This window comes from Allobosea sp. TBD101 (assembly GCF_059817965.1).
This window is the reverse complement of record NZ_CM187543.1, coordinates 4,818,931-4,844,174: the sequence shown is the minus strand read 5'-3', so window position 1 is coordinate 4,844,174 and position 25,244 is coordinate 4,818,931. Positions and strand designations below refer to the sequence as shown.

The following is a 25,244-nucleotide window of genomic DNA, read 5'->3' as shown; positions in this document are numbered from 1 at the left end:
GGATGCTCCATTGGCCTTTTCGCAGGACGATATCGACGCCCTGAAGGCGGCCATCGCGACCGGCGCCCGCAAGGTCGTCTATCGGTCGTCGGGCGAGGAGCGCGAGGTCACCTATCGCAACCAGGACGAGATGGAGCGCTCTCTCCAGATGATGGAGGACGCGCTCAATCCGACGGGCAAAACCCGGGTGACCGTCGCCCGTCACAACCGGTTCTGATCATGTCTCGCTGGCTCAAGGCTCTCGCAGTCGTGGCGCCGCGGGCTGCGCTTCGGCGCGCCCAGGCTCTGCAGGCTCTTCGCTACTACGACGGCGCGCGGCGCAGCCCCCGCGCCAATTCTCTCGCGAGCCGACCAGGCTCGGCGAACACGGCACTGGAAGGCGAACTTCAGCGGCTCACCGCGAGGGCGCACGACCTTGCGCGCAATACGCCCGAAGCCGCGCGTACGATCGAGGTCCTGTCGAGCCTCTCGGTCGGTACCGGCATTGGCGTGTCGTTCAAGACGGGCTCCGACCGTCGTGATCGCCAGCTCAACACGATGTGGAAGCGCTGGTGCAAGATCTCGGACATCGAGGGCGTTCTCGGCTTCGGTGGCCAGCAGCGCATGGCCGTCGGAGGCATGTTCGAAGGCGGCGACACGCTCACACGGCTGATCGACATCCGGCCACCCGAGAGGGGATCGCGCGGGTTTGGCCTTCCGCCGCTGCGCCTTCAGGTTCTCGAAGGCGAGCAGATCGACACGACGCGCGACAGCGCGCCGGCTTCCGAAGGCGGCACCCGGACGCGCTTCGGCATCGACCTCGACGAGTGGAATCGCCGCCTGGCCTTCCATGTCGGCGATGGCGATGGCCGCCGGGTCATGTCGAGCGTCAACTCGCATAAGTTGCCGGCTGCGGATGTTTGCCACCTGTTCCGGCCGCTGCGTCCGGGCCAGCTGCGCGGCGTCACGGTCTTCGCACCGGTGCTGCTGACGGCGCGAGACCATGCCGACCTTATCGAGGCCTTGACGGTCAAGGCTCGGATGGAGGCCTGCTTCGGCCTCGGGATCGAAAGCCCCGATGCGGGCAAGATGACCCTGGCACCGACCGATCCGAATGCGACGACGCCGGATGGCAAGCCGATCGAAGAAATGCATCCCGGCATGATGCTGTATCTTCGACCGGGCGAGAAAATCCAGCCGATTTCGCCGACTGGAGGCCTTGCGGCCGAGCCCATCATGCTCGCCAACCTGATGCGGTTTGCGAGCGGCGTGAACCTGTCGCATGACATCGTCACGGGTGATCTTCGGCAGGCGAATTACTCCAGCCTCAAGGCCGGTGATCGGTTCGTCCGCCTGTTCATCGAGCAGTTCCAGTGGCTCAACCTCGTACCCATGCTGATGGATCGGGTCGTCGAGCGTTGGCTCGACTGCGCGATCCAGACAAACCTCTTGGCCGACCGGCGCGAGGGCTATGGCTACGACTACGTGATGCCTGCGCGCCCGCCGGTCGATCCGAAGAAGGACCTCGAGGCCGATATTCTCGCTGTCCGTGCCGGCCGTATGACGCCGCAGGAGTTCATCGAGGAATGGGGCCGCCCCTGGCACGAGGTGATCGACGGTCTGGGCGAATTCCTCGCGGAGATCGATCGCAAGAAGATCGTGCTCGACATCGATCCGCGCCGAACGACCCAGATGGGGGCGGCGCAAGGCCGGCCAGATGGCCAGAAACCCGGAGACGAAAACTCATGACCGTGCGCACGCTGCCGATGCAGATTCGCCGCGGCGAGCTCGCGAGCGTGAATGTCGAGGCCCGGACGCTCGACGTCGTGTGGACGACCGGCGCCAGTGTCGACCGCATTCGCTGGGAGGGCTGGGACACGCCTGTCCCCTTCGTCGAGGAGCTCCTCGTTTCCGAACGAGCGATCGACCTGACCCGCATGAATGCCGGGGCGCCGGTCCTCGACAGTCATTCGACCTGGTCGACCCGATCGCAGGTCGCGGTGGTCGAGCGGGCCTGGATCGACGGTGGTCGCGGATTGGCGACCATTCGTTTTCCCAAGGCCGGTCTCGATGAGGCTGCCGATCGGCTCTTCGCCCTGGCGTCGGACAAGATCGTCCGGAACATCTCGGTCGGATATTCGATCGATCAGATTCGTGTCGTTCGTCCGGAGAAGCGTGACGAGAAGGAACGCCGTATCGTCGAACGCTGGACGCCGCACGAGATCAGCTTCGTGACGGTGCCGGCCGATCCCGGCGCGCAGGTTCGGGCCCAGGAGGATCGCAGCTTCCCCTTCGCTGTCGAGATTACCGGCGGGGCCTCGGCTGCCGCTGCCCGCATGCGGATGCGATCGCTGCAAGCCAGCCTCTGAAACTCTTCGCCACCTGCGCCAACCGGCATCGCAGGAGCGGCACTCCTTTGATGCCGGATCACCAACATCGGAGTTCAACCCATGAAGGGTCGTTTCCTTATGCTGGGCGCCGTCTGCGCCCTGGCGGCGCTTGCCGCCGTCATGCTTCTCGCCCCCGATGCCGCCCATGCCGCCACCGGCGGCCATGCTGCGGCTCACGCCTCCTGGGGACAGCTCGCGATCGAGGCCTCTCCTGCCCTGATTGCGCTGCGCGCCAAGCTGAAGGAGGTCTCGGACCATGCGACTGCCAAGATCGCCGAGCAGGTCGACGGACTTCCGGCCGAGCGCGTTTCCGCGATCGAAACCGAGCATCGGAGCCTTCTGGCCGAGGTCGAGAGCATTCAGGGGCAGATCGCGACGGAAGAGGCTCGCCTTGCCGCTCTGCCGCCGTCCGACCCCGCAGCGACCGCGACCGCGCGCGCCGCGGATATCCTCGCGGTGGGGCGTCGGGCCGGCTGGTCTCATGACGATATCGACGCCGCCATCCGCGGGGCCGAAACGGTCGACCAGGTCCGCCTGCGCGCCTTCGAGCAGCTGACCGGCCGCGAAGGGCAGCAGCCGATCGTGCCCCGTGCCCAGATCCAGCGCGATGAAGGGGACACCCTTCGCCGCGGCATCGAGACCGCCATCTTCCTGCGCGCCAACCCGGGTGCTGCGCTTGCCGGCGAGGTTGCCGAGCAGCGGGCCCAGCGCGAGCAGGCGCAGGCCTATCGCGGCATGAGCCTGCTGGAGACCTTCCGCGAGTTCCATGAGCGCTCGACGGGTCGGCGCCTGACGGGTCTCTCCCGCCGCGAGCTTGCGAGCCTCGCTCTCGGCCGGCCCGCGAGCTTCGCCCTGCGCGCCCAGTCGACGAGCGATTTCCCGATCATCCTCGCCAATGTCGCGAGCCGTCGCCTGCGCGACGCCTATGGCGTGGTGCAGCGCAGCTGGGTTGGCCTCGGCCGGCAGAGCAACGCCCCGGATCTCAAGAACAAGGATGTGATCGCCCTGTCCGGCCTGCCGAACTTCAAGCAGATCCAGGAAGGCGCCGAGTACACCTATGCCAGCTTCGGCGAGAGCAAGGAGACCTACGCGCTCGCCAAGTACGGCCGCGCGATCACCATCACCGAGGAGGCGCTGATCAATGACGATCTCGGCGCTTTCAACCGGCTGCCGGAGATGATCGGCCGTGCGGCCGCGGAGGTCCAGAACGACATCGTCTGGGGCATGCTCACCGATCCCTCGACGATGAGCGATGGCGTCGACCTGTTCCACGCCAACCACAAGAACCTCGGCACCGCCGGCGACATCAGCGAGGCCTCGCTGGCCGAGGCCGAGAAGCTGATGGGCGAGCAGCTCGACGCGTCCGGCAAGACGCCGCTCAATCTGCGGCCGCGGACGCTGGTGGTGACGCCGAAGCGCAAGGTGGCGGCGCAGAAGATGCTGGGTTCGATCGTCGCCACCAAGTCGGGCGACATCAATCCGTATCAGAACGCTTTCGATCTGATCGTCGAGGCCCGCCTGAAGCCGACGTCCGGCACCGAGCCGTGGTTCCTGTTCGGTGATCCCGCAGCCCTCGACACCTTCGAGTTCGCCTATCTCGACGGCGAGGATGGCGTGATCATCGAGACCCGCAACGGCTTCGACGTCGACGGCCTGCAGATCAAGGGCCGCATCTTCTTCGCGGCCAAGGCGATCGACCACCGCAACATGGTGAAGAACGCCGGCAACTGACGGCTGACGCACCACCACCGCGGCGCGCATGCCGCGGTGGCCTCGCGGATTTCCTCCAGCAAGGATCATCACCATGAAGAATTTCGTGCAGCCGGGCAGCACCGTCACCCTGACGGCACCGACCGGCGGTGTCGTCAGCGGCAATGCCTACCTGATCGGCGCGCTCTTCGTCATCGCCGTGTTCTCAGCAGCGGAAGGCAAGCCCTTCGCCGGCAAGACGGTCGGCGTCTACGAGCTGCCGAAGACCGCGGGTCAGGCCGTGACCGAAGCCGCGGCCCTCTATTGGGACAACACGAACAAGGTGCTCACGACGACCGTCGGCAGCAACACCAAGGTCGGCGCCGCGACCCAGGCCGCAGCCTCCGGCGACGCCACGGCCCTGATCCGCCTCAACGGCTCGATCTGACGCCATGCCGTCGCCGTTCGATCGGCTGGCGGCGGTGGCGGATCGGACCCTGGCGCGTGTCATGGCCGAGCGCCTGCGCCTGATCGCGCGGAGCGCGGCTGATCCGAACGGGCGCTCGGCCGACGACGACAGCCGGCCGCCCTTCGTCGTGTCGGGGGAGGTCAACCTTCCCTCGACCGCCGCCAAGCCGCAGGGCAGAGGCATCGCCAACAGCAACGCCCATGGAATGGTCAGGCCGAAGCCGACCATCACCTTGCACGGTGCGCTGCCCTGGCTTCCCCGCAAGGGCGATCGCGTTCAGCGGGTCGATACGGACGCCATCTTCGAAATCGCCGAGGCTCACGCGATCACTTATGCCATCACCCGCCTGGAGCTTGTCGCATGAGCGCCGCAGCTCGCCTCGGCCTTCGCCTCGCCGCAGTGCAGATGCTGCGCGAGGATCCGTTCATCGCCACCGGCACCGGCGGCCAGGTCCTCGATAGCAGCTCCGGCGCCACCGAGCCGGCAGAGCTGCCGATCATACTACTCCACACGGAATCGACCGTGGGTAAGGCATGGTCGGACAATAACGGCGGTCCGCCGTTCGGGCTCGACCAGGAGCTGGTCTTCGAGATCACGCATGTCGCGTCGATCGAGAACGATGGCGAGCTTGTGCTGTATCGGCCGGTCACCACGGCCGAGCTGGAGGCCGGGCTCGACCTGCTGGAATGGCGCATCGCCACCGTGGTCGCGCATGCCGAGACGCCGCTTGGCGCCGTCTGCAGGCGCAATCTGCTGAAGCGCATCACCGGCTATCAGTCGGAGCGCTTCGAGGATGACGAGGGTGTCCGGCGAGCGTCGCGCCTGCTCAAGCTGACCTGCGAACTGGTCGAAGACCTCGAAGAGAGCCTGGCCGATCCGCCGGCGACCGGGCCTTACGCCGCGCTGCCCTCTTGCCTGCGGCTGCTCGCGCCTCTGCTTCCGGCGGGCAGCTACGGCCGATCGGTTCTCGATCAGGCTGCGGCGGCCGTCGCGGGCCCTGTCGCCTCGCCGGGATACCTCGCCGGCATCGACATGACCATCAGGCCCGGCCCGAAGCCGCGCCCCGATCCGACAGACGGCGCCGAGTTCGGCGCGCGTGCCGATCTCAGCTGAGGCCCATCCATGGACAATTTCTACATCCGCCCGGCTTGCCCGGGTGCGGACATCCGCGACCCGTCGACGGGCGACCGCCTGCCGGATGGCGGCGATACCAAGCCGCGCGACCCCTACTGGATCGCCCTGCAGCTGCGCGGCGACGTCGTCATCGGCGAGCCCGACCCCGTCGCCGCGCCGGAACCGGAGGCTACTCCGGCGCCGCCGCCGAAGCCCGACAAGAAGCCCTGATCCCGCCCTCTCAAAAGGAGCTCCGACGCCATGGTCGTCGCCTTCAACGCCATTCCGGGCGGCCTCAAGGTGCCGCTGTTCTATGCCGAGTTCAACTCGGCCGGCTCGCCCTATGCCGGTCGCTCCCGCCAGGTCATCCCCGGGCACAAGCTGTCGGGTGGCATCGCCCCGGTCGGGATGCTGATCAATATCGGCGGCACCGATCCGCGGCTGCTCTTCGGCAACGGCTCGATGTTGTGCGACATGGCGGTCTACGCCCGCGAAATGGACCCCGTCGGCGAGCTCTATGCGCTTGTCGTCGCCGAGCCGGGGGCGGACGCGGCTGCGGCGGGTACGATTGTGTTTTCGGGCACCGCCACCAGCTCGGGCGCGTTCGCTCGCTGGATCGCCGGCGAGCTGGTCTCGATCCCCTACGCCGTCGGCGACACGGCTGCGCAGCTCGCGGCCCGCTTCGCCGCTGCCGTCTCGGCGGGCTACGTCAAGTTCAACAAGGTTTTGCTGTTCCCGGTGACCACGAGCGTCTCGACGGGCACCGTGACCCTGACGGCCCGCCACGGCGGCTCGCTCGGCAATTCGATCCGGATCGATGCCGATCTCGAGCCCGGCTTCTCGGATCCTGCGGGCATCACCGTCACCGCCGCGGCTGCGCTGACCGGCGGTTCCGGCGACGTCGATTTCGCGGCGGCCCTGGCTCAGTTCGGCTCCGCCCCGGCGGAATGGCTCGCGGCACCCTTCGCGACGGCGACGCAGCTCAATGCCGCGCGCGCCTTCCTGGCCGATACCGGCTCCGGCCGCTGGGCGCCGCTCCAGCAGCTCCACGGGCACTACACCACCGTCAAGGACGATACGCTCGCCAATCTGACGAGCTTCGGCGCCGGCCGGAACGACCGCCACACCACGATCGTCGGCGTGCGCAACGCGCCGCATCCGCCCTGGTGCTGGGCGGCCGCCGTCAATGGCGCCCTCGGCTTCTCGAAGAACCTGGGTCGTCCGCTTTCCGAGGCCGTCGAGATCGCCCGGCCGATGCAGACGATCGTCCTGTCGGGCCTGCGCGGACCCAAGCTGGAGACGGATCGCTGGTCGGTCCCCGATCGCCAGAGCCTCTACAGCAACGGCATCGGCGCCTGCTATGTCCGCCCTGACGGCCAGGTCGCGCTGGATCGTCTGGTCACGACCGAGCAGCTCAACGCCTTCGGCCAGCCCGACGCGACCTTCCTCGACGTCGAGACGTTGGCGCAGTCGGCCTATGTCGGGCGCTACATGCGCTATGTCGTCGAGACGACCTTCCCGCGCCATGTGCTGAAGGATGACAACCCGCGCAAGCTGCAGGGCGTGGTGACGCCGAAGGCGGCCCGCGACGTCATCATTCACGCCTACGGTCAGCTCTGCGACGAGGCCGGCATCTGCGAGGGCAAGGACCGCTTCTCGCGCGATATCATCGTCGAGCGCTCCTCCGATCCGAACCGGCTCAACGCCTATCTGCCGGTCGACACCGCCAACCAGCTGCGCGTCTTTGCCGCGAATATCGCGGTTTCGACCCAGCTCACCAACTGATCCCGCAGGAGCGCATCCATGGACAAGAAGGGGGGCCGGATCTCGATCGAGATCACCGGCCGCAATTTCACGGCGCGGTCGAGCGTTTCGATCTCGCCCACGACGGTCACCCGCACCAACGGCGCCAACCGGGATGGCAGTGGTTATTCCACTGTCGCCCCGAAGCTCGCCAAGGCGGATGTCAGCTTCGATCGCGGCGAGCGCAGCGGCATCGTCTTCAACGACGCTCTGCTCCTCGAGAACTTCAACGCCACGATCTACGAGGAGGATGTCGGTATCACGCATTTCTTCACGAATGCGAGCTGGAGCGGCGATCCGACGATCGACACGGAGAGCGGTGAGGTTTCCGGCATGTCGATCGAGACGGATCGCAACAACTATTCGTTCCGGGCGGAGTAATCGGACATGGCTGATCCCGTCATCGTCAAGGTGCCTCTGCCGGATCCGGTCGAGACGCATCAGGGGATGTGCACCGAGATTGAATTTCGCGAACCGACGGGGCGCGATTTCTTCAGCCTCGGCGAGCCCTTCCAGATCGTCCAGAACGGATCGAGCGGCGGCTTCCTGATCGAGCGCGACGAAACGATCCTCGCGTATATGGAGCGCTGCGTTCGCCCGCCCTTCAACCCGATCATCCTGGCCGGGCTTTCTCTCGCCAATGCGATGGTCTGCCGGGAGAAGTTCCTCGGTTTTTTCGAACAGGCGCGGGCTCGGATGTTGAGCACGCTTGCGATCTCCTCGTCTTCGACCTCCGGTTCCTGACACTGAACGAGTTCGGCGACATGAGCTTCTCCGAACTCGATTTCTGTCTGGAGCGCGGCTTCGCGCGAAAGCTCCTCACAAGGTAGGATCATGGCGAAGATCATCGAAGCCCGTGCGCTGCTCACGGCTGAAGATCAGGCCTCGGCCAAGATCCTCGCGATGGCCAAGAAGGTCGAACAGGTCACGAAGGCACAGCAGCAATTCGCACGCGCAGGCGGCGAGCAGCTGAGCGCCATGGCCAAGCGTGCGGACGAACTCAACGCCAAGCTCGGTAAAATCGACGGCTTCAAGAAGGTTTCGCGCGATCTCGACAAGGCATCCATCGCCAATCGTAGGGCTCAGCAAGAGGCCAACCGGCTGAAGGCTGCGCTCGACGCCGCTGGAGGTTCAGGGGGGCGTCTGGCTCGGGATTACGAGCGTGCCGCGCGCGCGGCCGATACGGCCCGCACGGCTTTCATGCTGCAGGGCAGGGCTGTTCGTCAGGCACGTTCAGACCTTGAGGCTGCCGGCATCCCGGTCAATCGACTTGCGCAACGCCAGCGAGAGCTGGAGCAGCGCGTCAAGGGAGCGACGGCTGCCTTGCAGCGTCAGCAGCAGGTCGCGGGCTCGGGGAAGATGGCGGCGGCCGCAAATGCGCCTATCCGCAAGCAGGCTGGCGAAGCGGCCCATGGCGTCGCGCACGCGATCGGTGGCGGATACCTCGCCCATAAGGGAAAAGAAGCTGGCCGCGTCATTCTTAACAAGTCGGGTGAGTTTGATTATGCCATTCGCCGTCAGCGCGCGTTTGCCGACATGTCCGCCGAGGAGCAGGCGCGTGTACTGATCCCCCAGGCCGAGCGCATCGGCGCCGATACCAAGTTCACCAACGCCGATATCGTCGAGGCGCAGACGACGGTCGCCAATCGCCTGCCGGCCCACATCAAGAACGCAAACACGATCGCGCCGCTCGTGGCGCAGATGAAGAATTACGCCCTCGCCATGAAGGGCACGACCATGGAGGACGCGGCGCAAGCCGTGACCGGCTTCCTGATGTCGACCGGCAAGGATATCAGCACGCCTGAGAAGGCCGATGCCGAGTCCCGCCGCGCTTCTAACTTGCTTCTCCGCATGTCGAAGCTGGCAAACATGTCGCACAACGACGTCATGCCTTTCGTCGAGCGCGGTGTTTCCGCTGGTCGCATTGCCGGTCTCTCTGACGAGACCATGGCGGCTCTCGCTGTTGGGCTCAAGCGGTCGAACATCAGCGGCGACCAGGCGGGCACAGCGCTACGTACCCTCGCGGCAAAGCTGGTAGCCCCGACCAACAAGGGAATGGCCGCACTCGCAACGGCCGGGATCAACTATAGCGATTTCACGAAGCTGCCCGGTGGCCTGTCCGTCGATAGCCTCGAAGGCAAGTTCAAGCAGGATTTCGGTAAGAGTTTCACGCCCTCCATTCGCGAAAAGCTATCGGAAACCCTGTCGGACGAGGAAATCATCGGCGACAGGGGGCGGTTTACCGAAGCCGTAACGGACGCCGTCAGCTCTCTCTTCACGCCCAAAAAGGACGGGAAGATGCGGGCATCCGACCGGCAAGCGCTCGCCAAGAAGATCGGAGAGTTCCACAAATTCAGTGTTGAGAATGTCGATACTGAAGGTCTTCTCGCCGCCATCCTTGGCAAGGATCCGACGCTCGGCGTTCTGAACGCCTTTGCAACCGACAAGCACGGCAACAAGCTGGGCGTCATTTCGAAGTCGTTCGAACAGTTTCAGCGTGATCGCGATGCGATCAAGAGCACGCCAGGGGACTTCGGCGACAAGATTTCAACGACCATCACCGGTGGCTTGGGTGGCGCGCTGGAGCGTCTGACGGGTGCGGTGGATACGGCGGCGAACAGGATCGGCCGCGCCAACGAAAGCTGGCTGACGCCGACCATTGACGCTATGGGCAATGCGATCGAGGCGATAGCATCGGCGCCGCCCAAGCTGATCGAGTTCACCACGCAGATCGGTCTGGCCGGCGCAGCGCTACTCGGTTTGCGTTCGGCTTCGCTTGTGGCGAGCGGCGCTGCGGCGGGAGCGTCCGCTCTCGGTGTTGGTGGGGCTGGCGTGGCAGCGTTGGCTACTTTGGGACGCTGGGGCGGTGTAGCATCGGGGATCGGCGCCCGTTTACTAGGTCCGATCGGCTTGGCTTATGGCGCCTATCAGGGCCTTGAGTATGCCAAAGAGAACGTCACGTCGCCGCAGGGCTGGCGGTATCGCAACGACCAGGTCATCGACCCGGCCGATTACGAGCGCAGTATGCGAGTTCAGCGAGAGCGTCAGCGCGATCCGGAAGCGGCTCGCGGCCGTGCCTTCAGCCGACTTGGCGATATCTCTTCGATCAAGGCCACGGTCGACCGCCCCATCGACGTGACAGGCAAACTGGAACCCGTCGAGCTGAAAGGGCAGGCCACGGTCAGCATCACCGTCAAGGCGGCGCCCGGTTCGCAGGTCTCCGGTCTTGGCGTCACATCGAGCGGCGACATCAAGGCTGAAGGCACGGCGATGATCGGCACTCCGGGAGCTTACTGATGCGCGATCCTCGCCCGCTGCTGAAGGCGTCCTTCAAGGGCATGACCTTCGAGGTCGACAAGGAAACGGCCGAGGGCGGGCGCTATGTGCCCGTCCATGAGTATGTCCGCTCGGAAGAGCACGATACCGAGGATACTGGCCGGAAGGCGATGACGGCGAGCCTCACCGCCTATCTGGCCTCCGATCTCGTCGACGTTGAGGCCTCCGCCCTGTTCGCCGTCTGCGGCAGCCCGGATCCGGGCATGCTGATGGTGCCGGGTATCCCGTTCGGGATGTATCGCTGCACCAAGGTGAAACGGTCCAGCGGCAAGGACGAGATGGGAAAGGTCGCCTTCGATCTCGATTTCGTCGCTGCCGGCGGCGGCGGCGATTTCGTCCAGACCATCTTCGATCTTGCGGCCTCGGCCGCCGCGGCCGCACTGACCGCGCTGGTCCGGCCCGCTCTCCAGGCTATCCAACGATGACCGATCGCTACCAGCTCTCGGCCCTGGCCTCGGCCGTGCCGCTCTTCGTCATGGCCTTGCAGCCGGTTGCGCTGCTTGCCGACGATGCGGCCGATCAGCTTGCGACGCTCGGGGCCCAGGTCCTCGCGACGCCAGAGCCGATCGACCAGGTCGCGGCGATCGTTGCCGGCATCCGCACGCTCGGTGCGAGCGGGGCCGGGTCGTTCTCCGACTGGGTGGCTGTTGCCGGCGCCATCGCACTGATCCCGCAGGCGACATTGTCGCCGGCTCTCACCCGGGCCCAGGACCTCGCGCAGGCGGCCTCGCGGCTGGTCGCTGCGGCGTGCTGGCAGGAAGCGGCCGTGACGGCCATCACCTCGCCGCCGGCCTTCCGCGACGATGTCGAGGTCATCCGCGCCACGTTGGCCACTGGGATCGAGCCGATCCTCGACGGGCTGGCGATCATGGGCGCGCTGGAGGCGCATGCCGCCGTCGGCAAGACGGTCGACCTCGCGATCGCGGGGCTCGACGAACTCGCGCTGACAGTCGCTCCGCTGGCCCAAGTCCAGACCGGACGCAGCTGGCCGGCGCCTGTCCTGTCCTGGCTGCTCTATGGCGATTGCTCGCGCGACGAGGATCTGGTCGCGCGCGCGGGCACACTGACGCCGCTCTTCATGCCGACCGATCTCACGGTACCGGCTCCGACCGCTATCTGACCGAGGCCGCCGATGCCCTTGACCGAAGATGTAGCCCTGAAGGTCGACGGCCAGAGGCTGCGTGGCTTCCAGGAAGTGAACATTACCCGGTCGATGAAGGATGCCGCGATCGCCTATGGCCTGCGCGTCACCAACCCGGACTGGTCGGCGGACGCCTTCGCAGTGCGCTTCGCCCGCGAGGTCGAGCTGATGACAGGGAGCGAACTGCTCTGCCGCGGCACGGTCGACGAGTACGAGAGCGAGCTCGATGAGGACAAGCGCGAGGTCCGCATCTCCGGCAAGTCCAAGGGCGTGCTTGCGGCCCGCCACCCGCCGGTGAAGCACAAGACAGGGCGGGTCGAAAACAAGGACCTGCTCGCCGTCGCGAAGGAGTTCACCGAGACTGGAGTGGAGTGGCGCAGCGACGTGAAGCTGCCGCCCATTGCGATGGTGCAGCGTCATCCGGCCGATACTGTGTTCGCCACGGTCGAGCGCTATGCCCGGCAACTCGGCGTCATGCTCGTCGGGCAGCCCGATGGGGCGATCCTGATCACGCGCGGCAGCGACAAGCGTCATACCGACCTGGCCGAGGGCCAGCGCCCGGTGACGGGATACAAGGTCAAGATCAGCCAGAAGAATAAGGCTTCGCCGAGCGTGGTGCGCAATCAGCGCCGTCTCGGCACGGCCTCGAAGGATCTGCGCGACGAGCAGACGGTCTACGATCCGAATGACGGGCGATTTCGGCCTGCGATCATCTTCGGCGAGACCGACCAGGACAAGCAGTCGGCGAAGAACCGGGGTGAATGGCAGCGGCTGCGGCAGGGATCGTTTGGCGGGCTTTCCGCCACGGTTGACGTAGCCGGCTGGCGCGACGGTGACGGCGTGCTTTGGGAGCCCGGGCGCCTGGTCTTCCTTTCCATCCCGAGCGAGCGGATCGAGCAAGAGATGCGGATCGAGAGCGTCACCTTCACGCAGAACCTGAAGGACGGCACGACAGCCGAGTTGACCTTGGTCGACCCTGTCACCACCGGCGCGAAGAGCAAAAGCGGGGCCGCCGGAGCCAAACGCAACAAGAGCGACCCCGGGTACGGCATCGCCGCGCCGGACTGGACCTTGGATCAGGGCCTTTGAGATGGATATCTTCCGCTTCGAGCTGACATCCACGACCGATGACGGCGATCAGCAGCAACTGGCGGGCAAGGGCCTGCCGGGCGAGGAATTCGCCAAGGTGGCGCGGGTCCAGCCCTTCGGCTTCGCCGGGAATGTGCCTGACGGCGCTCACGGAATCGGCGCTGCCTTGAATGGGCATCGCGACGAGGTCGTGGTGCTCGGCCTCGAGGCGCCGCAACATCGGCCGCGCAACCTGCCCAAGGGCGTTGCGGCCTTCTACAACGCCTTCGGCATGCTCTGGCGGCTGCTCACTGACAAGGCCGATCTCGACCATGGCGGCAAGAACCATCACGCCCGCAATGTCGGGAAATTCAAGGTCGAGGCCTCCGACTGGGTCCAGTTGGACGGCAAGGCGGTCTATCTCGGCAAGCCACCGCATTTTCCGGTCATGACCATGGCCGGGCCGTCCAAGCACGTCTTCGCAGGTATCGATCCGGCCGCTCCGGACACGCCGGAAGGAACGATCTAGGCATCATGCTCACCATCACGCTGCCGCAGCGGGCGACACCGAAAGGTCTCGCGCCTCCCGATGTCGCATGGGCATCGACCTCCGGCGATTTCGTCGCCGATCCCGTCTATGGGCTGACCTCCGACAATCCGATCCGCTCGGCGATCGTGCAGCTGCTGTTCTCGCACTGCGCCTGCGAGCGCTCGCAGCTGCGCTTCGAGCACGGTGGCGATCGTCGCGGCTGGGCCGGGGACAGCTTCGGTGTCGATCCGCGCCGCGGCGAGCAGGCTCTCGGCTCGACGCTCTGGCTCCTGAGGCGGGAAAAGCTCGATGCAAGGATCGCGCGGCAGGCGGAGATCGAGGCCGAGCGCGCCCTCCAGCCACTGATCGCGCAGAAGATCGCGGCGAGCGTCCACGCTGTCGGAACGATCGCCGGTCGCGGCGACCAGCTCCAACTCGCCATCACCCTTTCCGCCCGCGACGGGCGCCCGGTCTATTCGGACCGGTTCGACGTTCTGTGGAAGGCGCAGGCCTGATGGCACTCCCAACCGATACCGTCGACGGCTGGTTTTCGAAGTTCAAGGGCTTCTATCGCCCGATCGTCGGCGCGGTGGTCGACCTCTGGCCGAATAGCCATGCCGTCATGGCAAAGGTTCTGGCGCAGCTGGCGCGCACGATCGACCTTCGCTTGATCGTGCTCTATCGCCAGATCTTTGCATCCTCGGCCGATGCCACCTGGCTGCGCCGCCACGCCTTCGAATATGGCATCGTCAGCCTCGCGGCCGGTCGTGCCGGCGGTCAGGTCATCGTCCAAGCGCAGGGCTCGGGCACTTTCCCGGCCGGGCTCGCCTTCCAGCGTGACGACGGGGCATTGTTCCTGACAGTCGCCTCCGCGATCGCAGTGCCGGGCGCGGTCTCCCTGACAGTGCTGGCCGATCAGGCCGGTACGGCGGGCAATACAGCTGACGGTGCCATCCTGACGCTGATCTCGACGTCTCCCGTCGCCATTGCCGGCGGCACCGGCGCGGTCTCGGGCGGCCTTGGGGGCGGCTCGGCCGCCGAGGGCACCGAAGCGCTCCGGCAGCGCGTTCTCCAGCGCAAGCGCAATCCGCCGCAGGGCGGTTCTGCCGGCGACTGGGAGCGCTGGGCGAAGGAAGTCGCCGGCGTCGACCGCGTCTTTGTCGATTCCTACTCGAACACGGACCGGCGCGTCTGGCTCGCCGTCACCTTTGCCGACCGGGTCAACGGCATTCCGAATGGCGGGGACATCGCCGCGGTCCAGGCGCATCTCTCCGATCCGAACCTGCGACCGGTGACGGCGCGGGTCACGGTGGTCGCGCCGACGGCCGTGCCGGTGAACATCACTGCGACCGGGGTGGAGCCGCTCACGACGCAGGTGGAAGCCTCGATCGCGGCCGAACTCGATGCGCTCTTCGCCGAGCGGATGCTGGTCGCCCGGCCGAACCATCCGTTCGTGCTGCCGCGCGCATGGATCAGCGAGGCGGTATCCCGGGCCACCGGCGAGGATCGCCACACGCTGACTGTTCCGGCTGCGGACATCACCTACACGACGCCCGGTCAGCTGCCGGTGCGAGGCACCCTCACACTGAGCTGATCGATGGCGACGACCTGGCCCTGCGATGCCCTTCCGAGCGATCCTCCCTCGGTCGACGATATCCTGTCGAACCCGAGCGGCGAGCTGCTTCTGCCGCAGGTCCTGGCCTGCGCCCCGCGCGGCGAGGCCTGGGGCACGGATGAAGCCGACGATGGCCGCGGCGCAGCTCCCGAGCAGCGCAAGAGCTGGCTCGGCATCGCGACCTGCCTCGGCGAGATCTATCGCTGGGTCTTCGAGGTCACGACGCAGGTTTTCCCGACGGCCATCACCTTCAGTCTGGCCGATTGGGAGGAAGAGCTTGCCCTGCCGGATCCTTGCGGAACGGCCGATGCCGGTTTCGCGGCCCGCAAGGCTGCGGTTCGCGCCAAGCTGTCTGCCCATGGCGGAGCTTCGCCCGGTTACTTCATCTGTGTCGCGCGGGCCGGTGGCTACGACATCACCATCGACGAGCCGACCGGCTTCGAATGCGGCGCCTCCGAGATCGGCGGGCCCGATGAGCTGACGGCGACCGATCCCGAGACGATCTGGATCGTCCGGCCGGACGATTACCGCATGTACGAATTCGAGCTTGGCGCCGGCTGCGGCGAGCTTGGCCCGGGCGGTACGCGCCTCGTCAGCTACAGCGATATCGCCGGGCTGGAGTGCCTGCTGCGCGCGATCTCGCCCGTTCACACGCAACTCGTCTTCGCTTCAGCCTGAGAGGCATCCATGCAGTATATCCAGCCCGTCGGCGCGCAGGGCCCGGCGAATGCGTTCGGCAATGACTATGTCGACAAGAACGCCGGACTTGGCATCGCCGGCTCGTTTCTGGCGGCCGACATGCCGGAGCACGTCCAGATCGAGATCCTGAACGCGATTGCGAGTTCGGGGCAGACGCCGTCGGGCGCGAACCTCAAGCAGCTCGCCTATGCCATCCAGAAGGGCATGAACTATTCGGTTGCTACCGGCTCGGCGAACGCCTGGACGGTTGGCCTCTCGCTCGCGCCGATTGCCTATGGCGCCGGACTGAGCTTTGACATCATCGCCCCGGCGACGAACACGTCGACGACCGTCAACGCCAACATCGCCGGTCTGGGCAACCGCCGTATCAAGAAGCGGGATGGCTCCGACCCCGCGATCGGCGACCTCGTCTCGGGCGTGGCCTACACGACGATCGATGACGGGACGAATATTCGCATCCTGTCGATGCTGCCAAGCGACATAGGCGCTTCGCTGACTGCCGAGGGCGGTCGTATCCTCAACTACCGGGTCTACAGGACGACGGCCCGATCGGTTCTGACCGGCGCCTTCAACCCCGGCATCGTCCTGTGGTCTCAGACCTATCCGAAACTGAAGGCTTCGACGAAGCTGATATTCGAGGCGCTCCCGTCGCTTCGTCTGGCCGATACGTCGTCGACGACCTATGCGCGAGCGAGGCTGAACGGCTCGTCTGGAACCGACCAGTATCAGAACCACTACCTCCTCTATAACAATTCCGGCGTCAGTTTTCAGTCGCCGCAGGCCAACAAGTACTCTTGGGATGGCATCGCGGCCGGCGATGTCGCGATCGAGTATCGCGTCGGCCAGGCCCTTACCAATGTCAGCACGGTCGTGGTCAATCCGTCTTCGGCGGATGGCGCAGGCTGGGTCGACGGCTTCTCCTCCACATTCACCGTCTATGAGGTCGAAAACGGATGATGGGACTTGATCGAGCAGAGGTCCGCGCGTTGCTCGCGCTGGGCGCCGAGACTGTGACCGAGGGCGAGGGCGGTGCGATCTCGCACCTGCCAGCGGATCTCGATCTTGCCGGCTACGACGCCGCCCTCGTTGCGGCAGCCGCGGCCATCGCCGCAGAGGCGGCGGTCAAGCTGGTGGCCTATGCCGCCGATATCCGCTGGCGCCGGGAGGTTGGCGGCATCGTCGTCGCCGGCGTTCCGGTGGCGACCGATGATCGCTCCAAGGTGATGATCACCGGCGCCCGCGTCGCCGCGATGGCCGATCCGGACTGGTCGACCGTCTGGCATGGCGCGGATGGCGGCACCTATCCGGTGAATGCGCCCATCATGGTGTCGATCAGCGACGCGGTCCAGGCGCATGTGAACAGCGGCTTTGCCACCTTCGCCGCCGTCAAGGCGGCGATCGAGGCCGGGGCGATCACCACCGCCGCCGAGATCGACGCCGCCTTCGCAATCTAAAAGCCGCACCACCGCGACCCTTCGCGCTGAATTCTAGGAGGGGCTGATGCCCGCATCCGACCGCACGCCTATGGACAGAAACTCTTCGCAGGGTCCGGCCCGCAAGCTGCTGGCAGTCACGCCGCACGACACGAACGAACTCGATTTCCTGCCCAACGCGCTCAGCATCGGCGCCGATGGCACCGTTTCGATCATCGCCCAGGATGACACGGCGCCGGTCTCCATCACCGTGAAGGCAGGTCAGATCCTGCCCGTCCGCGCTCGCATCGTTCGTGCAACCGGCACGACCGCGACCGGCATCGTCGCCCTGATCTCCTGAGGTTTCGCCATGCTCGGACTGGGGTTGTCGATCCCGCAATGCGCGGTGCGCCTTGGTACGGGTGGTGGGTCCGGCCCTGTGCCTGCGGACTACGTCGTCAGCAATGATTCAGAGTTCACCGCAGCGCATTCGGCGGCGACGTCCGGGAAGATCATCGAATTGGCAGATGGGGGGGCTTTCTCGGACCTCACCGTCACGAAGGCCGGGCTCATCGTTCGAGGGGCATCCGTCGCGGGACACGTCCTGCGCTCGATCTATGTGAATGCGGCCCAGAATGTCTCCCTGCTCAAGCTGCGGGTGCAACCGAATACTGCCCCGCCCGCCTGGGGAAGCCAGCCGCCTCCACTGATCGCTGCGAACGGCAACGTCAACGGCCTCTTGGTCGACGGTTGCGACGTGCGCGGTGGAGACTGGACGCGCGGCTTCATCGCCTTCGATCCTACGTCCGATAGCGCGACATACTCTCAGTTTGGATCGTCGGGTAGCTTCTCGGCGCAGAACAACCTGTTCCAGGCGTGGTACGGCTTCGGCTCCGTGAAGGGGGCCGGCTCGACGATCACCGGCTCGATCACGATCCAGAACAGCACGTTCGCCGACATGTGGGGGCTGATCAAGTTCAACCATATCGGCAACGGCGGCTCGATCACGATCCGTAAGAACAAGCTCCTCCGCCCCTATGGCGACTTCATCTCGTTCGGCTACACCGCTGCCGCGACCTCGGCAAACGGTCCTGTCGACATTTCCGGCAATGTCTTCGCCGACATGTTCTGCCAGCCGCAGGACAACGCCAACCCGCACGGCGATATGGTCCAGATTTTCGCGGCGCAGCCTGGCTATAACTTTCCGATTGCGGGCCTCCTTCTGGCTGGCAATATCGCCCTCCAGCGGCCTGGGGCGCGCGGCCAGCCGCAGCGCGTCTTTATGTCGGACATCAATGGCGGATACCCGTTCCTCGCGCCGCGCCTCATCGACAACTTGCTGTCGTCGCGCATCACATCGAAGGGTATCCAGTTCCGCGAAGCCAACACGGGAGCGGCGTGGGCATACATCTTCCGCAACACCCTCCTAACCAACCCTCGCAACAACGCGCCGATCCAAAACGAACTCGTCACGAACTCCGTCTCCGGCGTTACCGCAGAGAACGGAACCGCCCTTTCAACGATCGACATCAACGGCGATACCACTTACCCGGATCACCAGTTCATTGATGGCAACTTCGCTGAGGCTTTGATCGCAGTCGGCGGCGCAGCGGGCGCGCTCGGCAACGTCATCACGGGGCGGGGTAATAATACCGCGTCCTACAGCACATGGTTCGATGCCAATGATGCGGTATGGGATGCCGCTGATACCGAGGACGAGATCGTCGCGGCCCTGCGCCCGAAGGTGGCCTTTGCCGCGCTTGGAGCTGTGCGCCCGGCTGATACTGCCGCCACTCTGCTGGACCGTTGGGGCGTGCCGGCTAACCGCCCGTGGCCGAGCTTGCCTAGCTTCGCTGCGTTTGCGCCCGTGACCGGGGCCACTGTTTCGACGGTCTACACGTCGGAGTGGAGTTTCGTTCACTGCTTTGAAAACCGCGCGATTTCGGTCCCTGCCGGCGTCAGGTATCGCACGGCTGACGACAAGAACGGGACGAATGCGACGGCTTGGACATCGACCGCAGGCACCATAGCGGACGGCCGATATCTACAGCTTGAAGTGACCAGCAGCGCGAGCGGGTCGACCGCCGTCAACGCCAATTTCACTATCGGCGGCGAAACGTTCACTTGGAGCGTCGCGACCGCATCGAGCGCTGTCTTCCCGGTCGTCTCCTTCGCACATACCGATCCTGACAGGTTCACGGTAGCATCGGCCGTAGCGCTGGATACGGTCGACAGCGCTACCGGCACGCTCTTTATCCCGAAGCTCAGGGTCGCGACCGCGCCTGCTGCCAATGTCGTTCTCTATGGTTCGGCTTCCGGCACGGCGGCGATCACCGTCCAAGTGCTCACAACTGGATTTCTGCGCGTCACCCTGCGCAACAACGCGGGGACGACGATTGGCATCATCAATTCCAGTGTTAGCGTCTCCGACAACGTTGAGCGCGATATCTACGTCGCCTGGGATACGTTGCAAGCCGTCGCGGCGAACGGCGTAAAGGTCTACCTCGATAGCACGGATCGAACTGGCTCCATCACGTCTTGGGTTGGCGCAAACTCGGTTGGATACACTCGCTCGGCAAGTATCGTGATGGGCTTCGGCGGCGTCGTCTCGGGATCTAGCGCGTCCAACTTCAGTGGCCAGTGGGGCGGCTTCGTCCTGAACACCCAGGTCCGCGCCGACATCACTGACCCGGCTGTTCGGACGCTCTTTACCGCCGATCACATCGGGTCTGACGGCAGTGGGCCGTTCGGTGCTCCGTCTCGCGTCTGTGCTATCGGAAACGCTGCACAGTGGAACGACGCAGGCGGGATCAATCGCGGGACTGGCGCGAAATACATCGCGATATCTCCGGCCGCCGTCACGGATGTCGGAGCGGGGACGCCATGGCCCTGATCTGAACCCACCACCCTTACTGCCGCAGCTAAGTGGAGGCCTCATGGCTGGGGAGACGTTTGCCGCCGCCGTCGCCAGCTATGAGGCGCTCGGCGGCGAGGTGAAGTATCTCGGCCGCGTCATCGCGCGGATCGGCGATAAGCCGGTCTCGGAGGTGACCGCCGGTGAGATCAAGTTTCTCGCGCTCGACATCTTTCCAAATGCGAAGAACTCGACGCGCAACCGTCATGTCATGACGCCGTGCCGGGCGGTGATGAACCACGCGCATGAGATGGGCTGGTGTGCCTATCTCAGGATCCGGGCATTGCGGGGCCAACCGCCGCGGCGATATCCGCCACCCGATCAGGAATGGATTTCGACCTTTGTCGAGTTCTGCGACCGGAACCGGCTGCAGAAGATCGCGGCGCTGATCCTGTTCATGAACCATACGGGCGCGCGGGTCTCGGAGGCTGTCGATCTCCGAGGGGAGCATGTCGATCTCGAAAGCCGTCGCGCTCTTCTGGTGAAGACAAAGACCGATCGAAATTCCGAGCGGCACCTGTCGCAGGAGCTGGTCCGTCGCATCCGCATGATCGGGTTGAAACAGGGCGAGCGCGTCTTCGGTCAGCGCTGCCGCCACAATGTCAATGACCGCCTCAAGAACATCTGCCGTCGTGCGGGCCTCGAATACAAATCGAGCCACGCCGTCGGCCGTGCGGCTTTCGCAACCAATGCGCTGAACATGGGCCTCGGCATTCGGACGGCCATGGATGCGGGCGGCTGGCGCACCGCCCGGGTGTTCCTCGAGGTCTATATCCATACTGCCGCGGCAGGCCGGACGGTTGCCGCCCAGATCGACCAGAATTTCCCGCCGCCTCGGCGCGACTATCTGCTGCTCGCCGCAGTCTGAGCTGCCGCCGCGCTCTCCGGAGATCCTCATGCACACTGTCATTCTGGTGCTCGGCCTGAGCGCCGGGCTCAATCGCGCGCGCGGTGATGCCCGCTGGATGCCGGCCTGGCTGCCGGGGCGGGCACTCTGGTATGTCGCGCCGGCTATCGGTCTCCTGGCCCTGCTGGCCCAGCCTCCGCTCGCAGCTCTGGCGATCGCTCTGGCCTATTTGCTCTGGGGCGTGCCGGCCTGGGCCGAATTCTACGATCTTGGTCGCTTGCCCGGAGCCCGCGGCGATCATCTTCGCTTCTTCCTGCGGATGATGCTCGCCGTGCCCGTCCTGCTCGTCTTCGGCTGTTGGGGCGCGCTGCTCGGCGTGCTCTTCGCCGCCCTCTCGCTGTCCGCCTATGAGCTTGCCTGGCGCTGGCGACCGGACAATCCGATCTGGCTTGCCGAGCTCGCCACCGGCGCGCTCTGGGGCGGCCTGATCCTCGCGCTCTGAGACCGGGATGACCCGCCTCATCGTCGCGGCCGTGCTGGCCGCGCTGCTCTCCGGCTGTGCCGGGGAGGCAGCCCTCATCCGCTGCGCGCTGGTGCAGCACGACATCAACCGCCGCTGTACCTGAGGCTCCGATGCGTCTCGTCCCGAACTGGCGGCGTGTGCTGCTCTATTCGACCAATTTCTGGCTGAACGTCTTCGCCGCGGGCCTGACCGGCGCGGAGTTCCTCTTCCAGGTCTTCATGGACAGTCCGCCCGTCCCGCGCGGCACCTTCGCCGCGGCCGGCTTCGTCACCACGGTGGCCGCCGCCATCGCCCGCTTCATCGCGCAGGAATCTGTTTCGGGGGAGCAGCCATGAGCCGCGTCAAGAAAAGCGGCGCGGTCGCTGCCCTGGTGATGACGACCTTCGTCAGCGTCGAGGGGCTCAAGCTCTATGCCTATCCCGATCCGGCGACGAAGGGCTATCCTTGGACGGTCTGCGTCGGAGAGACGCGGACAGCGGACGGCGCACCGATCCGGCCGGGCATGAGCTTCACGCTCGATCAGTGCAAGGCGATGCTGATCGCCCGCGCCGACCAGTTCGGCGATGCGATCGAGCGTTGCGTGCCGTCGCTGAAGGATGCGCCGGCGCCGCGTTACGTCGCGCATCTCTCGCTGGCCTACAACATCGGCACGGGCGCCTACTGCAAGTCGAGCGTCGCCCGCCTGCAGAATGCCGGACACACCCGGGCGAGCTGCGACGCCTTCCTGAAATGGAACAAGGCAGCCGGCATGGAAATGCGCGGCCTGACGCGCCGGCGCGAGCATGAGCGCGCCATGTGCCTGGAGGGCCTGTGATGCTGGCTGGCCTCTTTGCCTCCCGGGCGGCCAAGCCGCTCCTGATCGCCGGCGCGTTCGCCCTCGTCCTCCTGCTTGCCGGCTTCGCCTTCTGGCGCGGTTTCGCCGTGATCGAGCGTATGCAGGACAAGGCGGTCAAGGCCGCCGTCGCCCTTCGCGATGCAGAGTGGAAAGCCCAGATTGACGCCGCCAATGCCAAGGCCTCGGCGGCGCGGGAGGCGCAGGCTGTGAAGGCCGATGCGGCCTCGCGGGTCGCCGCCGCCGAAATCTCCCGCCTCTCCGACAGCCTTGCCGAAAAGGAAGCCCGCAATGCGGCTTTGCCGAATGCTGATGCTTGCGGCCTCGACCATGATCGTGTCCGCCTGCTCAACCAGGGACGATAAGCCGGTGGTGAAGGTCGAGTTCATCCGGCCGGTTCTCCCGGCCGAGGCGCGCGTCCCTTGCGCGAAGCCGGTGCAGACGCCCGATCGCGGGCTGACGGCAGGCGAGGTCAAAACCTACTGGGATCGAGACCGGTCCCATCTCGAAATCTGCGAGCAGCGTCGGAGCGCCGCCGTCAACGCGGTGGAGGCTGCGCGATGACCATAACCACCGAATTCGTCGGCTTCGTCGTCGGAATTCTCGGCTTCGTCACCACCGTCTGGGTGCGAATCGAATCGATCGTCAACCGGGCGCGGGCGGAAGCCATGGCCTCGGCCGCCTCGGCCAATGCCCGGGCTGAGATCCTTGGCAGCGAGCTTGCCGCGTACAAGCTGCATGTCTCTGAAACCTATGTCTCGAAGACCGGGCTGCGCGAGCAGATGGACCGGCTGATGGGCGCCATCGGCGGGCTGCATGATCAGCTCGGCAATATGAGCGATCGCATCGACCGCGTGATCGAGCGGCAGGAGCCGCCGCCGCGTCCTGCCCGCCGGGGGAGTGGCTCCTGATATGTCGGTCCAGCATCTGAACAAGCCGCTCGGCCGTGCCGAAGCGGAGGCCGCCGTGCGCGCCGTCGAGGCGGCGATCGCGAACGGCGCGATCTATCCCCTGAAGCGCGGCTATGCCGGGCGCTCGGCCCTCGGCGAAGCGGCCGCGGCGCTCCGGCTGGCGTCCAGCACCGTCGCCAACCGCTTGCGCCAGGCCTCGACCCTCTATGGGCTTTCGCCTAACGGCATTGCCCCGGCCGATCGTCAGCCCGCCAAGGGCAAGGCGGCCGAGCCGGACACCGCGCTCCAGCGCAAGCTGACGGGCCTACAGGACGAGGTCGTCGCCCTGCGCAAGCAGCTCAAGGCCGAGCAGCGCGCGGATCTCGACACCGAGGCCGTGCGCATCCTGCTCGGGCGGATTGCCGCCGCTTCGACCACCCCGCCGGCCTGGACGATCGAGCCCGGCGCCAAGCGCGGCCGCGGCACGCCCGAGGTGCCGGTGGCCGTGTGGTCCGACTGGCATATGGGCGAGGTCGTGTCGGCGGCTGAGACCGGCGGCAAGAACGCCTTCGACCCGACGATTGCTGAGGCGCGCGTGCGCCGGCTGGTCGCGGCGACGATCTCGCTCGCGCAGAAGCACGGCCCTGGCGACTATCCCGGCATCGTCGTCAACCTGCTTGGCGATTTCGTCTCCGGCGGCTTGCATCCCGAGCTCGCCAAGACTGATGCCGAAGAGGTGTTGCCGACGGTCCTGCGCTGCGTCGATCTGCTGATCTGGGGCCTGCGCCAGATCGCCGATGCCTTCGGACAGGTCTATGTGCCCTGCGCCTCCGGCAACCATGGCCGGGCGACGCAGAAGCCCGAGTTCAAGCGCTATATCTTCAAGAACTATGACTGGCTGATCTATCAGCTCGTCGCGCGCGCCTTCGAGGGTGACCGGCGCCTGCATTTCGACATTCCCGATACCAACGAAGTGCATTACCGGGTCTTCGGCCAGCGCTATCTGGCGATGCATGGTGACATGCTCGGCGTGAAGGGCGGCGACGGCATCATCGGCTCGCTCGGGCCGATCGCGCGCGGCGAGACCAAGGTCGGCAAGCAGGCCGCCGCGCTGGGGCTGGACTACGACGTCCTGGTCATCGGCCATTGGCACCAGATGATCTGGCTGCCGCGCGTCATCGTCTCCGGTACGCTGAAGGGCTGGGACGAATATGCCCGCTCGGCCCTGCGCGCTCCTCCGGCTGCGCCTTCGCAGCCGCTCTGGTTCGTCCATCCGCGCCGCGGCATCACCTCGCGCTGGGAAATCAAGCTCGAGGAGCCGGACACGGCGGCGGGCGAAGACTGGGTCAGTTTCAGGAGGGCGGCATAATGTCGATCGAACCGACCTGCGAATTCTGCGGCGTATCGGTCAAGCCGCGATGCCGGACGTTGGCCTCCGCCTCGGTCTGCTCTTCGTTCTCGGCCGAGCGGCAGACCGCCTATCTGGACCGGGTGACCGGCAAGAGCGAGGTTGCCGCTGACCATTCTGTTGACCCCAACAAAATGGTGAAGGCGACCAATCCGAAGGACCGGATCGCCAGCAACAGGCTGCCGCTCGACCTGGTGCCAGACAGCCTCGCCGTGTTCGCGGCGCTATCCTTTGCCGAAGGCGCCGCCAAATACGGCGCGTATAACTGGCGCGTGGCCGGGGTTCGCGCCTCCGTCTATCGGGGGGCGCTCGATCGGCATCTGAAAAGCTGGTGGAACGGCGAGGACAAGGACCCGAAGACCGGTGTGCCGCACCTGGCTTCGCTCATCGCCGGCGCGGCGATCCTGCTCGATGCCGATCTGGCGGGGAAACTGACGGATGATCGGCCGCCGACAGTCGCGCTCGGCGCGTTGATGCGCGACCTCGAGACCGAGGTGGCGCGCATCCGCAAGCTTTTCGAGGATCATAATCCGATCCATTGGACGGCGGAGAACGCTCTTGACGCGAGCGGGCGAGAGGGCGGCTGA

32 protein-coding genes are annotated in these 25,244 nt (G+C 65.9%); all 32 read left to right on the top strand.

The window, feature by feature from the left end; genetic code table 11:
- Positions 1-10: 10 nt before the first annotated feature.
- The 32 genes from AC6RIC_RS23570 to AC6RIC_RS23415 all read left to right on the top strand — a co-directional run bounded on the left by AC6RIC_RS23570 (position 11) and on the right by AC6RIC_RS23415 (position 25,244).
- Complete coding sequence (locus AC6RIC_RS23570) at positions 11-217, top strand: phage head-tail joining protein (protein ID WP_499734156.1); 207 nt, start codon at positions 11-13, stop codon at positions 215-217.
- A 2-nt stretch (positions 218-219) separates the two neighbouring features.
- The gene (locus AC6RIC_RS23565; RefSeq protein WP_499734155.1) at positions 220-1,728 is read left to right on the top strand and encodes a phage portal protein; all 1,509 of its coding nucleotides are present in this window, start codon (positions 220-222) and stop codon (positions 1,726-1,728) included.
- Complete coding sequence (locus AC6RIC_RS23560; RefSeq protein ID WP_499734154.1) at positions 1,725-2,348, top strand: hypothetical protein; 624 nt, start codon at positions 1,725-1,727, stop codon at positions 2,346-2,348. The genes AC6RIC_RS23565 and AC6RIC_RS23560 overlap by 4 nt, the downstream gene beginning before the upstream one ends.
- A gap of 81 nt (positions 2,349-2,429) precedes the next feature.
- Positions 2,430-4,100, top strand: coding sequence for a phage major capsid protein (locus AC6RIC_RS23555; RefSeq protein WP_499734153.1), 1,671 nt, complete (start codon positions 2,430-2,432; stop codon positions 4,098-4,100).
- Positions 4,101-4,173: 73 nt separating this feature from the next.
- Entirely contained in the window at positions 4,174-4,506 is a 333-nt protein-coding gene (locus tag AC6RIC_RS23550) for a DUF2190 family protein (protein ID WP_499734152.1), read from the top strand.
- Positions 4,507-4,510: 4 nt separating this feature from the next.
- Positions 4,511-4,891 carry a hypothetical protein gene (locus AC6RIC_RS23545; protein WP_499734151.1) on the top strand — a complete coding sequence of 127 codons (381 nt, stop codon included), beginning with the start codon at positions 4,511-4,513 and terminating at the stop codon, positions 4,889-4,891.
- Positions 4,888-5,640, top strand: a complete 753-nt coding sequence (locus AC6RIC_RS23540) for a hypothetical protein (RefSeq protein WP_499734150.1) — start codon at positions 4,888-4,890, stop codon at positions 5,638-5,640. The genes AC6RIC_RS23545 and AC6RIC_RS23540 overlap by 4 nt, the downstream gene beginning before the upstream one ends.
- 9 nt (positions 5,641-5,649) lie before the next feature.
- On the top strand, positions 5,650-5,871 hold the full coding sequence (locus AC6RIC_RS23535; RefSeq protein WP_499734149.1) for a DUF2635 domain-containing protein: 222 nt from the start codon (positions 5,650-5,652) through the stop codon (positions 5,869-5,871).
- A 30-nt stretch (positions 5,872-5,901) separates the two neighbouring features.
- Positions 5,902-7,425 (top strand): phage tail sheath C-terminal domain-containing protein, encoded by a 1,524-nt coding sequence (locus AC6RIC_RS23530; protein WP_499734148.1) that lies wholly within the window; start codon positions 5,902-5,904, stop codon positions 7,423-7,425.
- An 18-nt stretch (positions 7,426-7,443) separates the two neighbouring features.
- Positions 7,444-7,824 (top strand): phage tail tube protein, encoded by a 381-nt coding sequence (locus tag AC6RIC_RS23525; protein ID WP_499734147.1) that lies wholly within the window; start codon positions 7,444-7,446, stop codon positions 7,822-7,824.
- Between the two features lie 6 nt (positions 7,825-7,830).
- Positions 7,831-8,187 carry a hypothetical protein gene (locus AC6RIC_RS23520; protein ID WP_499734146.1) on the top strand — a complete coding sequence of 119 codons (357 nt, stop codon included), beginning with the start codon at positions 7,831-7,833 and terminating at the stop codon, positions 8,185-8,187.
- Between the two features lie 90 nt (positions 8,188-8,277).
- On the top strand, positions 8,278-10,740 hold the full coding sequence (locus AC6RIC_RS23515; RefSeq protein WP_499734145.1) for a phage tail tape measure protein: 2,463 nt from the start codon (positions 8,278-8,280) through the stop codon (positions 10,738-10,740).
- The gene (locus AC6RIC_RS23510; protein WP_499734144.1) at positions 10,740-11,204 is read left to right on the top strand and encodes a DNA circularization N-terminal domain-containing protein; all 465 of its coding nucleotides are present in this window, start codon (positions 10,740-10,742) and stop codon (positions 11,202-11,204) included. The genes AC6RIC_RS23515 and AC6RIC_RS23510 overlap by 1 nt, the downstream gene beginning before the upstream one ends.
- Complete coding sequence (locus AC6RIC_RS23505) at positions 11,201-11,899, top strand: hypothetical protein (RefSeq protein ID WP_499734143.1); 699 nt, start codon at positions 11,201-11,203, stop codon at positions 11,897-11,899. Before AC6RIC_RS23510 ends, AC6RIC_RS23505 begins: the two co-directional genes overlap by 4 nt.
- A 12-nt stretch (positions 11,900-11,911) precedes the next feature.
- Positions 11,912-13,009 carry a phage baseplate assembly protein gene (locus AC6RIC_RS23500; protein WP_499734142.1) on the top strand — a complete coding sequence of 366 codons (1,098 nt, stop codon included), beginning with the start codon at positions 11,912-11,914 and terminating at the stop codon, positions 13,007-13,009.
- A 1-nt stretch (position 13,010) separates the two neighbouring features.
- On the top strand, positions 13,011-13,517 hold the full coding sequence (locus AC6RIC_RS23495; protein ID WP_499734141.1) for a phage baseplate assembly protein domain-containing protein: 507 nt from the start codon (positions 13,011-13,013) through the stop codon (positions 13,515-13,517).
- A 5-nt stretch (positions 13,518-13,522) separates the two neighbouring features.
- Positions 13,523-14,032 carry a phage GP46 family protein gene (locus AC6RIC_RS23490; RefSeq protein WP_499734140.1) on the top strand — a complete coding sequence of 170 codons (510 nt, stop codon included), beginning with the start codon at positions 13,523-13,525 and terminating at the stop codon, positions 14,030-14,032.
- Positions 14,032-15,111 (top strand): baseplate J/gp47 family protein, encoded by a 1,080-nt coding sequence (locus AC6RIC_RS23485; protein ID WP_499734139.1) that lies wholly within the window; start codon positions 14,032-14,034, stop codon positions 15,109-15,111. The genes AC6RIC_RS23490 and AC6RIC_RS23485 overlap by 1 nt, the downstream gene beginning before the upstream one ends.
- Before the next feature lie 3 nt (positions 15,112-15,114).
- The gene (locus AC6RIC_RS23480) at positions 15,115-15,810 is read left to right on the top strand and encodes a putative phage tail protein (RefSeq protein WP_499734138.1); all 696 of its coding nucleotides are present in this window, start codon (positions 15,115-15,117) and stop codon (positions 15,808-15,810) included.
- Between the two features lie 9 nt (positions 15,811-15,819).
- Complete coding sequence (locus AC6RIC_RS23475) at positions 15,820-16,788, top strand: hypothetical protein (protein WP_499734137.1); 969 nt, start codon at positions 15,820-15,822, stop codon at positions 16,786-16,788.
- Positions 16,785-17,285 carry a DUF4376 domain-containing protein gene (locus AC6RIC_RS23470; RefSeq protein ID WP_499734136.1) on the top strand — a complete coding sequence of 167 codons (501 nt, stop codon included), beginning with the start codon at positions 16,785-16,787 and terminating at the stop codon, positions 17,283-17,285. The genes AC6RIC_RS23475 and AC6RIC_RS23470 overlap by 4 nt, the downstream gene beginning before the upstream one ends.
- Before the next feature lie 46 nt (positions 17,286-17,331).
- Positions 17,332-17,604: a spike base protein, RCAP_Rcc01079 family gene (locus tag AC6RIC_RS23465; RefSeq protein ID WP_499734135.1), complete on the top strand. Its 273-nt coding sequence runs from the start codon at positions 17,332-17,334 to the stop codon at positions 17,602-17,604.
- Positions 17,605-17,613: 9 nt separating this feature from the next.
- Complete coding sequence (locus AC6RIC_RS23460; RefSeq protein WP_499734134.1) at positions 17,614-20,136, top strand: hypothetical protein; 2,523 nt, start codon at positions 17,614-17,616, stop codon at positions 20,134-20,136.
- Between the two features lie 43 nt (positions 20,137-20,179).
- Positions 20,180-21,025 carry a tyrosine-type recombinase/integrase gene (locus AC6RIC_RS23455; RefSeq protein WP_499734133.1) on the top strand — a complete coding sequence of 282 codons (846 nt, stop codon included), beginning with the start codon at positions 20,180-20,182 and terminating at the stop codon, positions 21,023-21,025.
- Positions 21,026-21,053: 28 nt separating this feature from the next.
- On the top strand, positions 21,054-21,506 hold the full coding sequence (locus tag AC6RIC_RS23450; protein WP_499734132.1) for a hypothetical protein: 453 nt from the start codon (positions 21,054-21,056) through the stop codon (positions 21,504-21,506).
- 131 nt (positions 21,507-21,637) lie between these two features.
- Positions 21,638-21,862 carry a DUF7940 domain-containing protein gene (locus tag AC6RIC_RS23445; protein ID WP_499734131.1) on the top strand — a complete coding sequence of 75 codons (225 nt, stop codon included), beginning with the start codon at positions 21,638-21,640 and terminating at the stop codon, positions 21,860-21,862.
- On the top strand, positions 21,859-22,341 hold the full coding sequence (locus AC6RIC_RS23440; RefSeq protein WP_499734130.1) for a lysozyme: 483 nt from the start codon (positions 21,859-21,861) through the stop codon (positions 22,339-22,341). The genes AC6RIC_RS23445 and AC6RIC_RS23440 overlap by 4 nt, the downstream gene beginning before the upstream one ends.
- The gene (locus AC6RIC_RS23435; protein WP_499734129.1) at positions 22,341-22,724 is read left to right on the top strand and encodes a hypothetical protein; all 384 of its coding nucleotides are present in this window, start codon (positions 22,341-22,343) and stop codon (positions 22,722-22,724) included. The genes AC6RIC_RS23440 and AC6RIC_RS23435 overlap by 1 nt, the downstream gene beginning before the upstream one ends.
- Entirely contained in the window at positions 22,690-22,923 is a 234-nt protein-coding gene (gene lysC, locus AC6RIC_RS23430; protein ID WP_499734128.1) for an Rz1-like lysis system protein LysC, read from the top strand. Before AC6RIC_RS23435 ends, lysC begins: the two co-directional genes overlap by 35 nt.
- Positions 22,920-23,270, top strand: a complete 351-nt coding sequence (locus AC6RIC_RS23425) for a hypothetical protein (RefSeq protein ID WP_499734127.1) — start codon at positions 22,920-22,922, stop codon at positions 23,268-23,270. Before lysC ends, AC6RIC_RS23425 begins: the two co-directional genes overlap by 4 nt.
- A 1-nt stretch (position 23,271) precedes the next feature.
- Entirely contained in the window at positions 23,272-24,618 is a 1,347-nt protein-coding gene (locus AC6RIC_RS23420) for a hypothetical protein (protein ID WP_499734126.1), read from the top strand.
- A complete protein-coding gene (locus AC6RIC_RS23415) occupies positions 24,618-25,244 on the top strand; it encodes a dATP/dGTP diphosphohydrolase domain-containing protein (RefSeq protein WP_499734125.1) in 627 nt (208 codons plus the stop codon). Before AC6RIC_RS23420 ends, AC6RIC_RS23415 begins: the two co-directional genes overlap by 1 nt.

Bases quoted from the DNA above. Each gene is read 5' to 3' on its own strand.
- AC6RIC_RS23565 (WP_499734155.1), top strand. From the start codon at position 220: ATGTCTCGCTGGCTCAAGGCTCTCGCAGTCGTGGCGCCGCGGGCTGCG.
- AC6RIC_RS23560 (WP_499734154.1), top strand. From the start codon at position 1,725: ATGACCGTGCGCACGCTGCCGATGCAGATTCGCCGCGGCGAGCTCGCG.
- AC6RIC_RS23555 (WP_499734153.1), top strand. From the start codon at position 2,430: ATGAAGGGTCGTTTCCTTATGCTGGGCGCCGTCTGCGCCCTGGCGGCG.
- AC6RIC_RS23550 (WP_499734152.1), top strand. From the start codon at position 4,174: ATGAAGAATTTCGTGCAGCCGGGCAGCACCGTCACCCTGACGGCACCG.
- AC6RIC_RS23545 (WP_499734151.1), top strand. From the start codon at position 4,511: ATGCCGTCGCCGTTCGATCGGCTGGCGGCGGTGGCGGATCGGACCCTG.
- AC6RIC_RS23540 (WP_499734150.1), top strand. From the start codon at position 4,888: ATGAGCGCCGCAGCTCGCCTCGGCCTTCGCCTCGCCGCAGTGCAGATG.
- AC6RIC_RS23535 (WP_499734149.1), top strand. From the start codon at position 5,650: ATGGACAATTTCTACATCCGCCCGGCTTGCCCGGGTGCGGACATCCGC.
- AC6RIC_RS23530 (WP_499734148.1), top strand. From the start codon at position 5,902: ATGGTCGTCGCCTTCAACGCCATTCCGGGCGGCCTCAAGGTGCCGCTG.
- AC6RIC_RS23525 (WP_499734147.1), top strand. From the start codon at position 7,444: ATGGACAAGAAGGGGGGCCGGATCTCGATCGAGATCACCGGCCGCAAT.
- AC6RIC_RS23520 (WP_499734146.1), top strand. From the start codon at position 7,831: ATGGCTGATCCCGTCATCGTCAAGGTGCCTCTGCCGGATCCGGTCGAG.
- AC6RIC_RS23515 (WP_499734145.1), top strand. From the start codon at position 8,278: ATGGCGAAGATCATCGAAGCCCGTGCGCTGCTCACGGCTGAAGATCAG.
- AC6RIC_RS23510 (WP_499734144.1), top strand. From the start codon at position 10,740: ATGCGCGATCCTCGCCCGCTGCTGAAGGCGTCCTTCAAGGGCATGACC.
- AC6RIC_RS23505 (WP_499734143.1), top strand. From the start codon at position 11,201: ATGACCGATCGCTACCAGCTCTCGGCCCTGGCCTCGGCCGTGCCGCTC.
- AC6RIC_RS23500 (WP_499734142.1), top strand. From the start codon at position 11,912: ATGCCCTTGACCGAAGATGTAGCCCTGAAGGTCGACGGCCAGAGGCTG.
- AC6RIC_RS23495 (WP_499734141.1), top strand. From the start codon at position 13,011: ATGGATATCTTCCGCTTCGAGCTGACATCCACGACCGATGACGGCGAT.
- AC6RIC_RS23490 (WP_499734140.1), top strand. From the start codon at position 13,523: ATGCTCACCATCACGCTGCCGCAGCGGGCGACACCGAAAGGTCTCGCG.
- AC6RIC_RS23485 (WP_499734139.1), top strand. From the start codon at position 14,032: ATGGCACTCCCAACCGATACCGTCGACGGCTGGTTTTCGAAGTTCAAG.
- AC6RIC_RS23480 (WP_499734138.1), top strand. From the start codon at position 15,115: ATGGCGACGACCTGGCCCTGCGATGCCCTTCCGAGCGATCCTCCCTCG.
- AC6RIC_RS23475 (WP_499734137.1), top strand. From the start codon at position 15,820: ATGCAGTATATCCAGCCCGTCGGCGCGCAGGGCCCGGCGAATGCGTTC.
- AC6RIC_RS23470 (WP_499734136.1), top strand. From the start codon at position 16,785: ATGATGGGACTTGATCGAGCAGAGGTCCGCGCGTTGCTCGCGCTGGGC.
- AC6RIC_RS23465 (WP_499734135.1), top strand. From the start codon at position 17,332: ATGCCCGCATCCGACCGCACGCCTATGGACAGAAACTCTTCGCAGGGT.
- AC6RIC_RS23460 (WP_499734134.1), top strand. From the start codon at position 17,614: ATGCTCGGACTGGGGTTGTCGATCCCGCAATGCGCGGTGCGCCTTGGT.
- AC6RIC_RS23455 (WP_499734133.1), top strand. From the start codon at position 20,180: ATGGCTGGGGAGACGTTTGCCGCCGCCGTCGCCAGCTATGAGGCGCTC.
- AC6RIC_RS23450 (WP_499734132.1), top strand. From the start codon at position 21,054: ATGCACACTGTCATTCTGGTGCTCGGCCTGAGCGCCGGGCTCAATCGC.
- AC6RIC_RS23445 (WP_499734131.1), top strand. From the start codon at position 21,638: ATGCGTCTCGTCCCGAACTGGCGGCGTGTGCTGCTCTATTCGACCAAT.
- AC6RIC_RS23440 (WP_499734130.1), top strand. From the start codon at position 21,859: ATGAGCCGCGTCAAGAAAAGCGGCGCGGTCGCTGCCCTGGTGATGACG.
- AC6RIC_RS23435 (WP_499734129.1), top strand. From the start codon at position 22,341: ATGCTGGCTGGCCTCTTTGCCTCCCGGGCGGCCAAGCCGCTCCTGATC.
- lysC (WP_499734128.1), top strand. From the start codon at position 22,690: ATGATCGTGTCCGCCTGCTCAACCAGGGACGATAAGCCGGTGGTGAAG.
- AC6RIC_RS23425 (WP_499734127.1), top strand. From the start codon at position 22,920: ATGACCATAACCACCGAATTCGTCGGCTTCGTCGTCGGAATTCTCGGC.
- AC6RIC_RS23420 (WP_499734126.1), top strand. From the start codon at position 23,272: ATGTCGGTCCAGCATCTGAACAAGCCGCTCGGCCGTGCCGAAGCGGAG.
- AC6RIC_RS23415 (WP_499734125.1), top strand. From the start codon at position 24,618: ATGTCGATCGAACCGACCTGCGAATTCTGCGGCGTATCGGTCAAGCCG.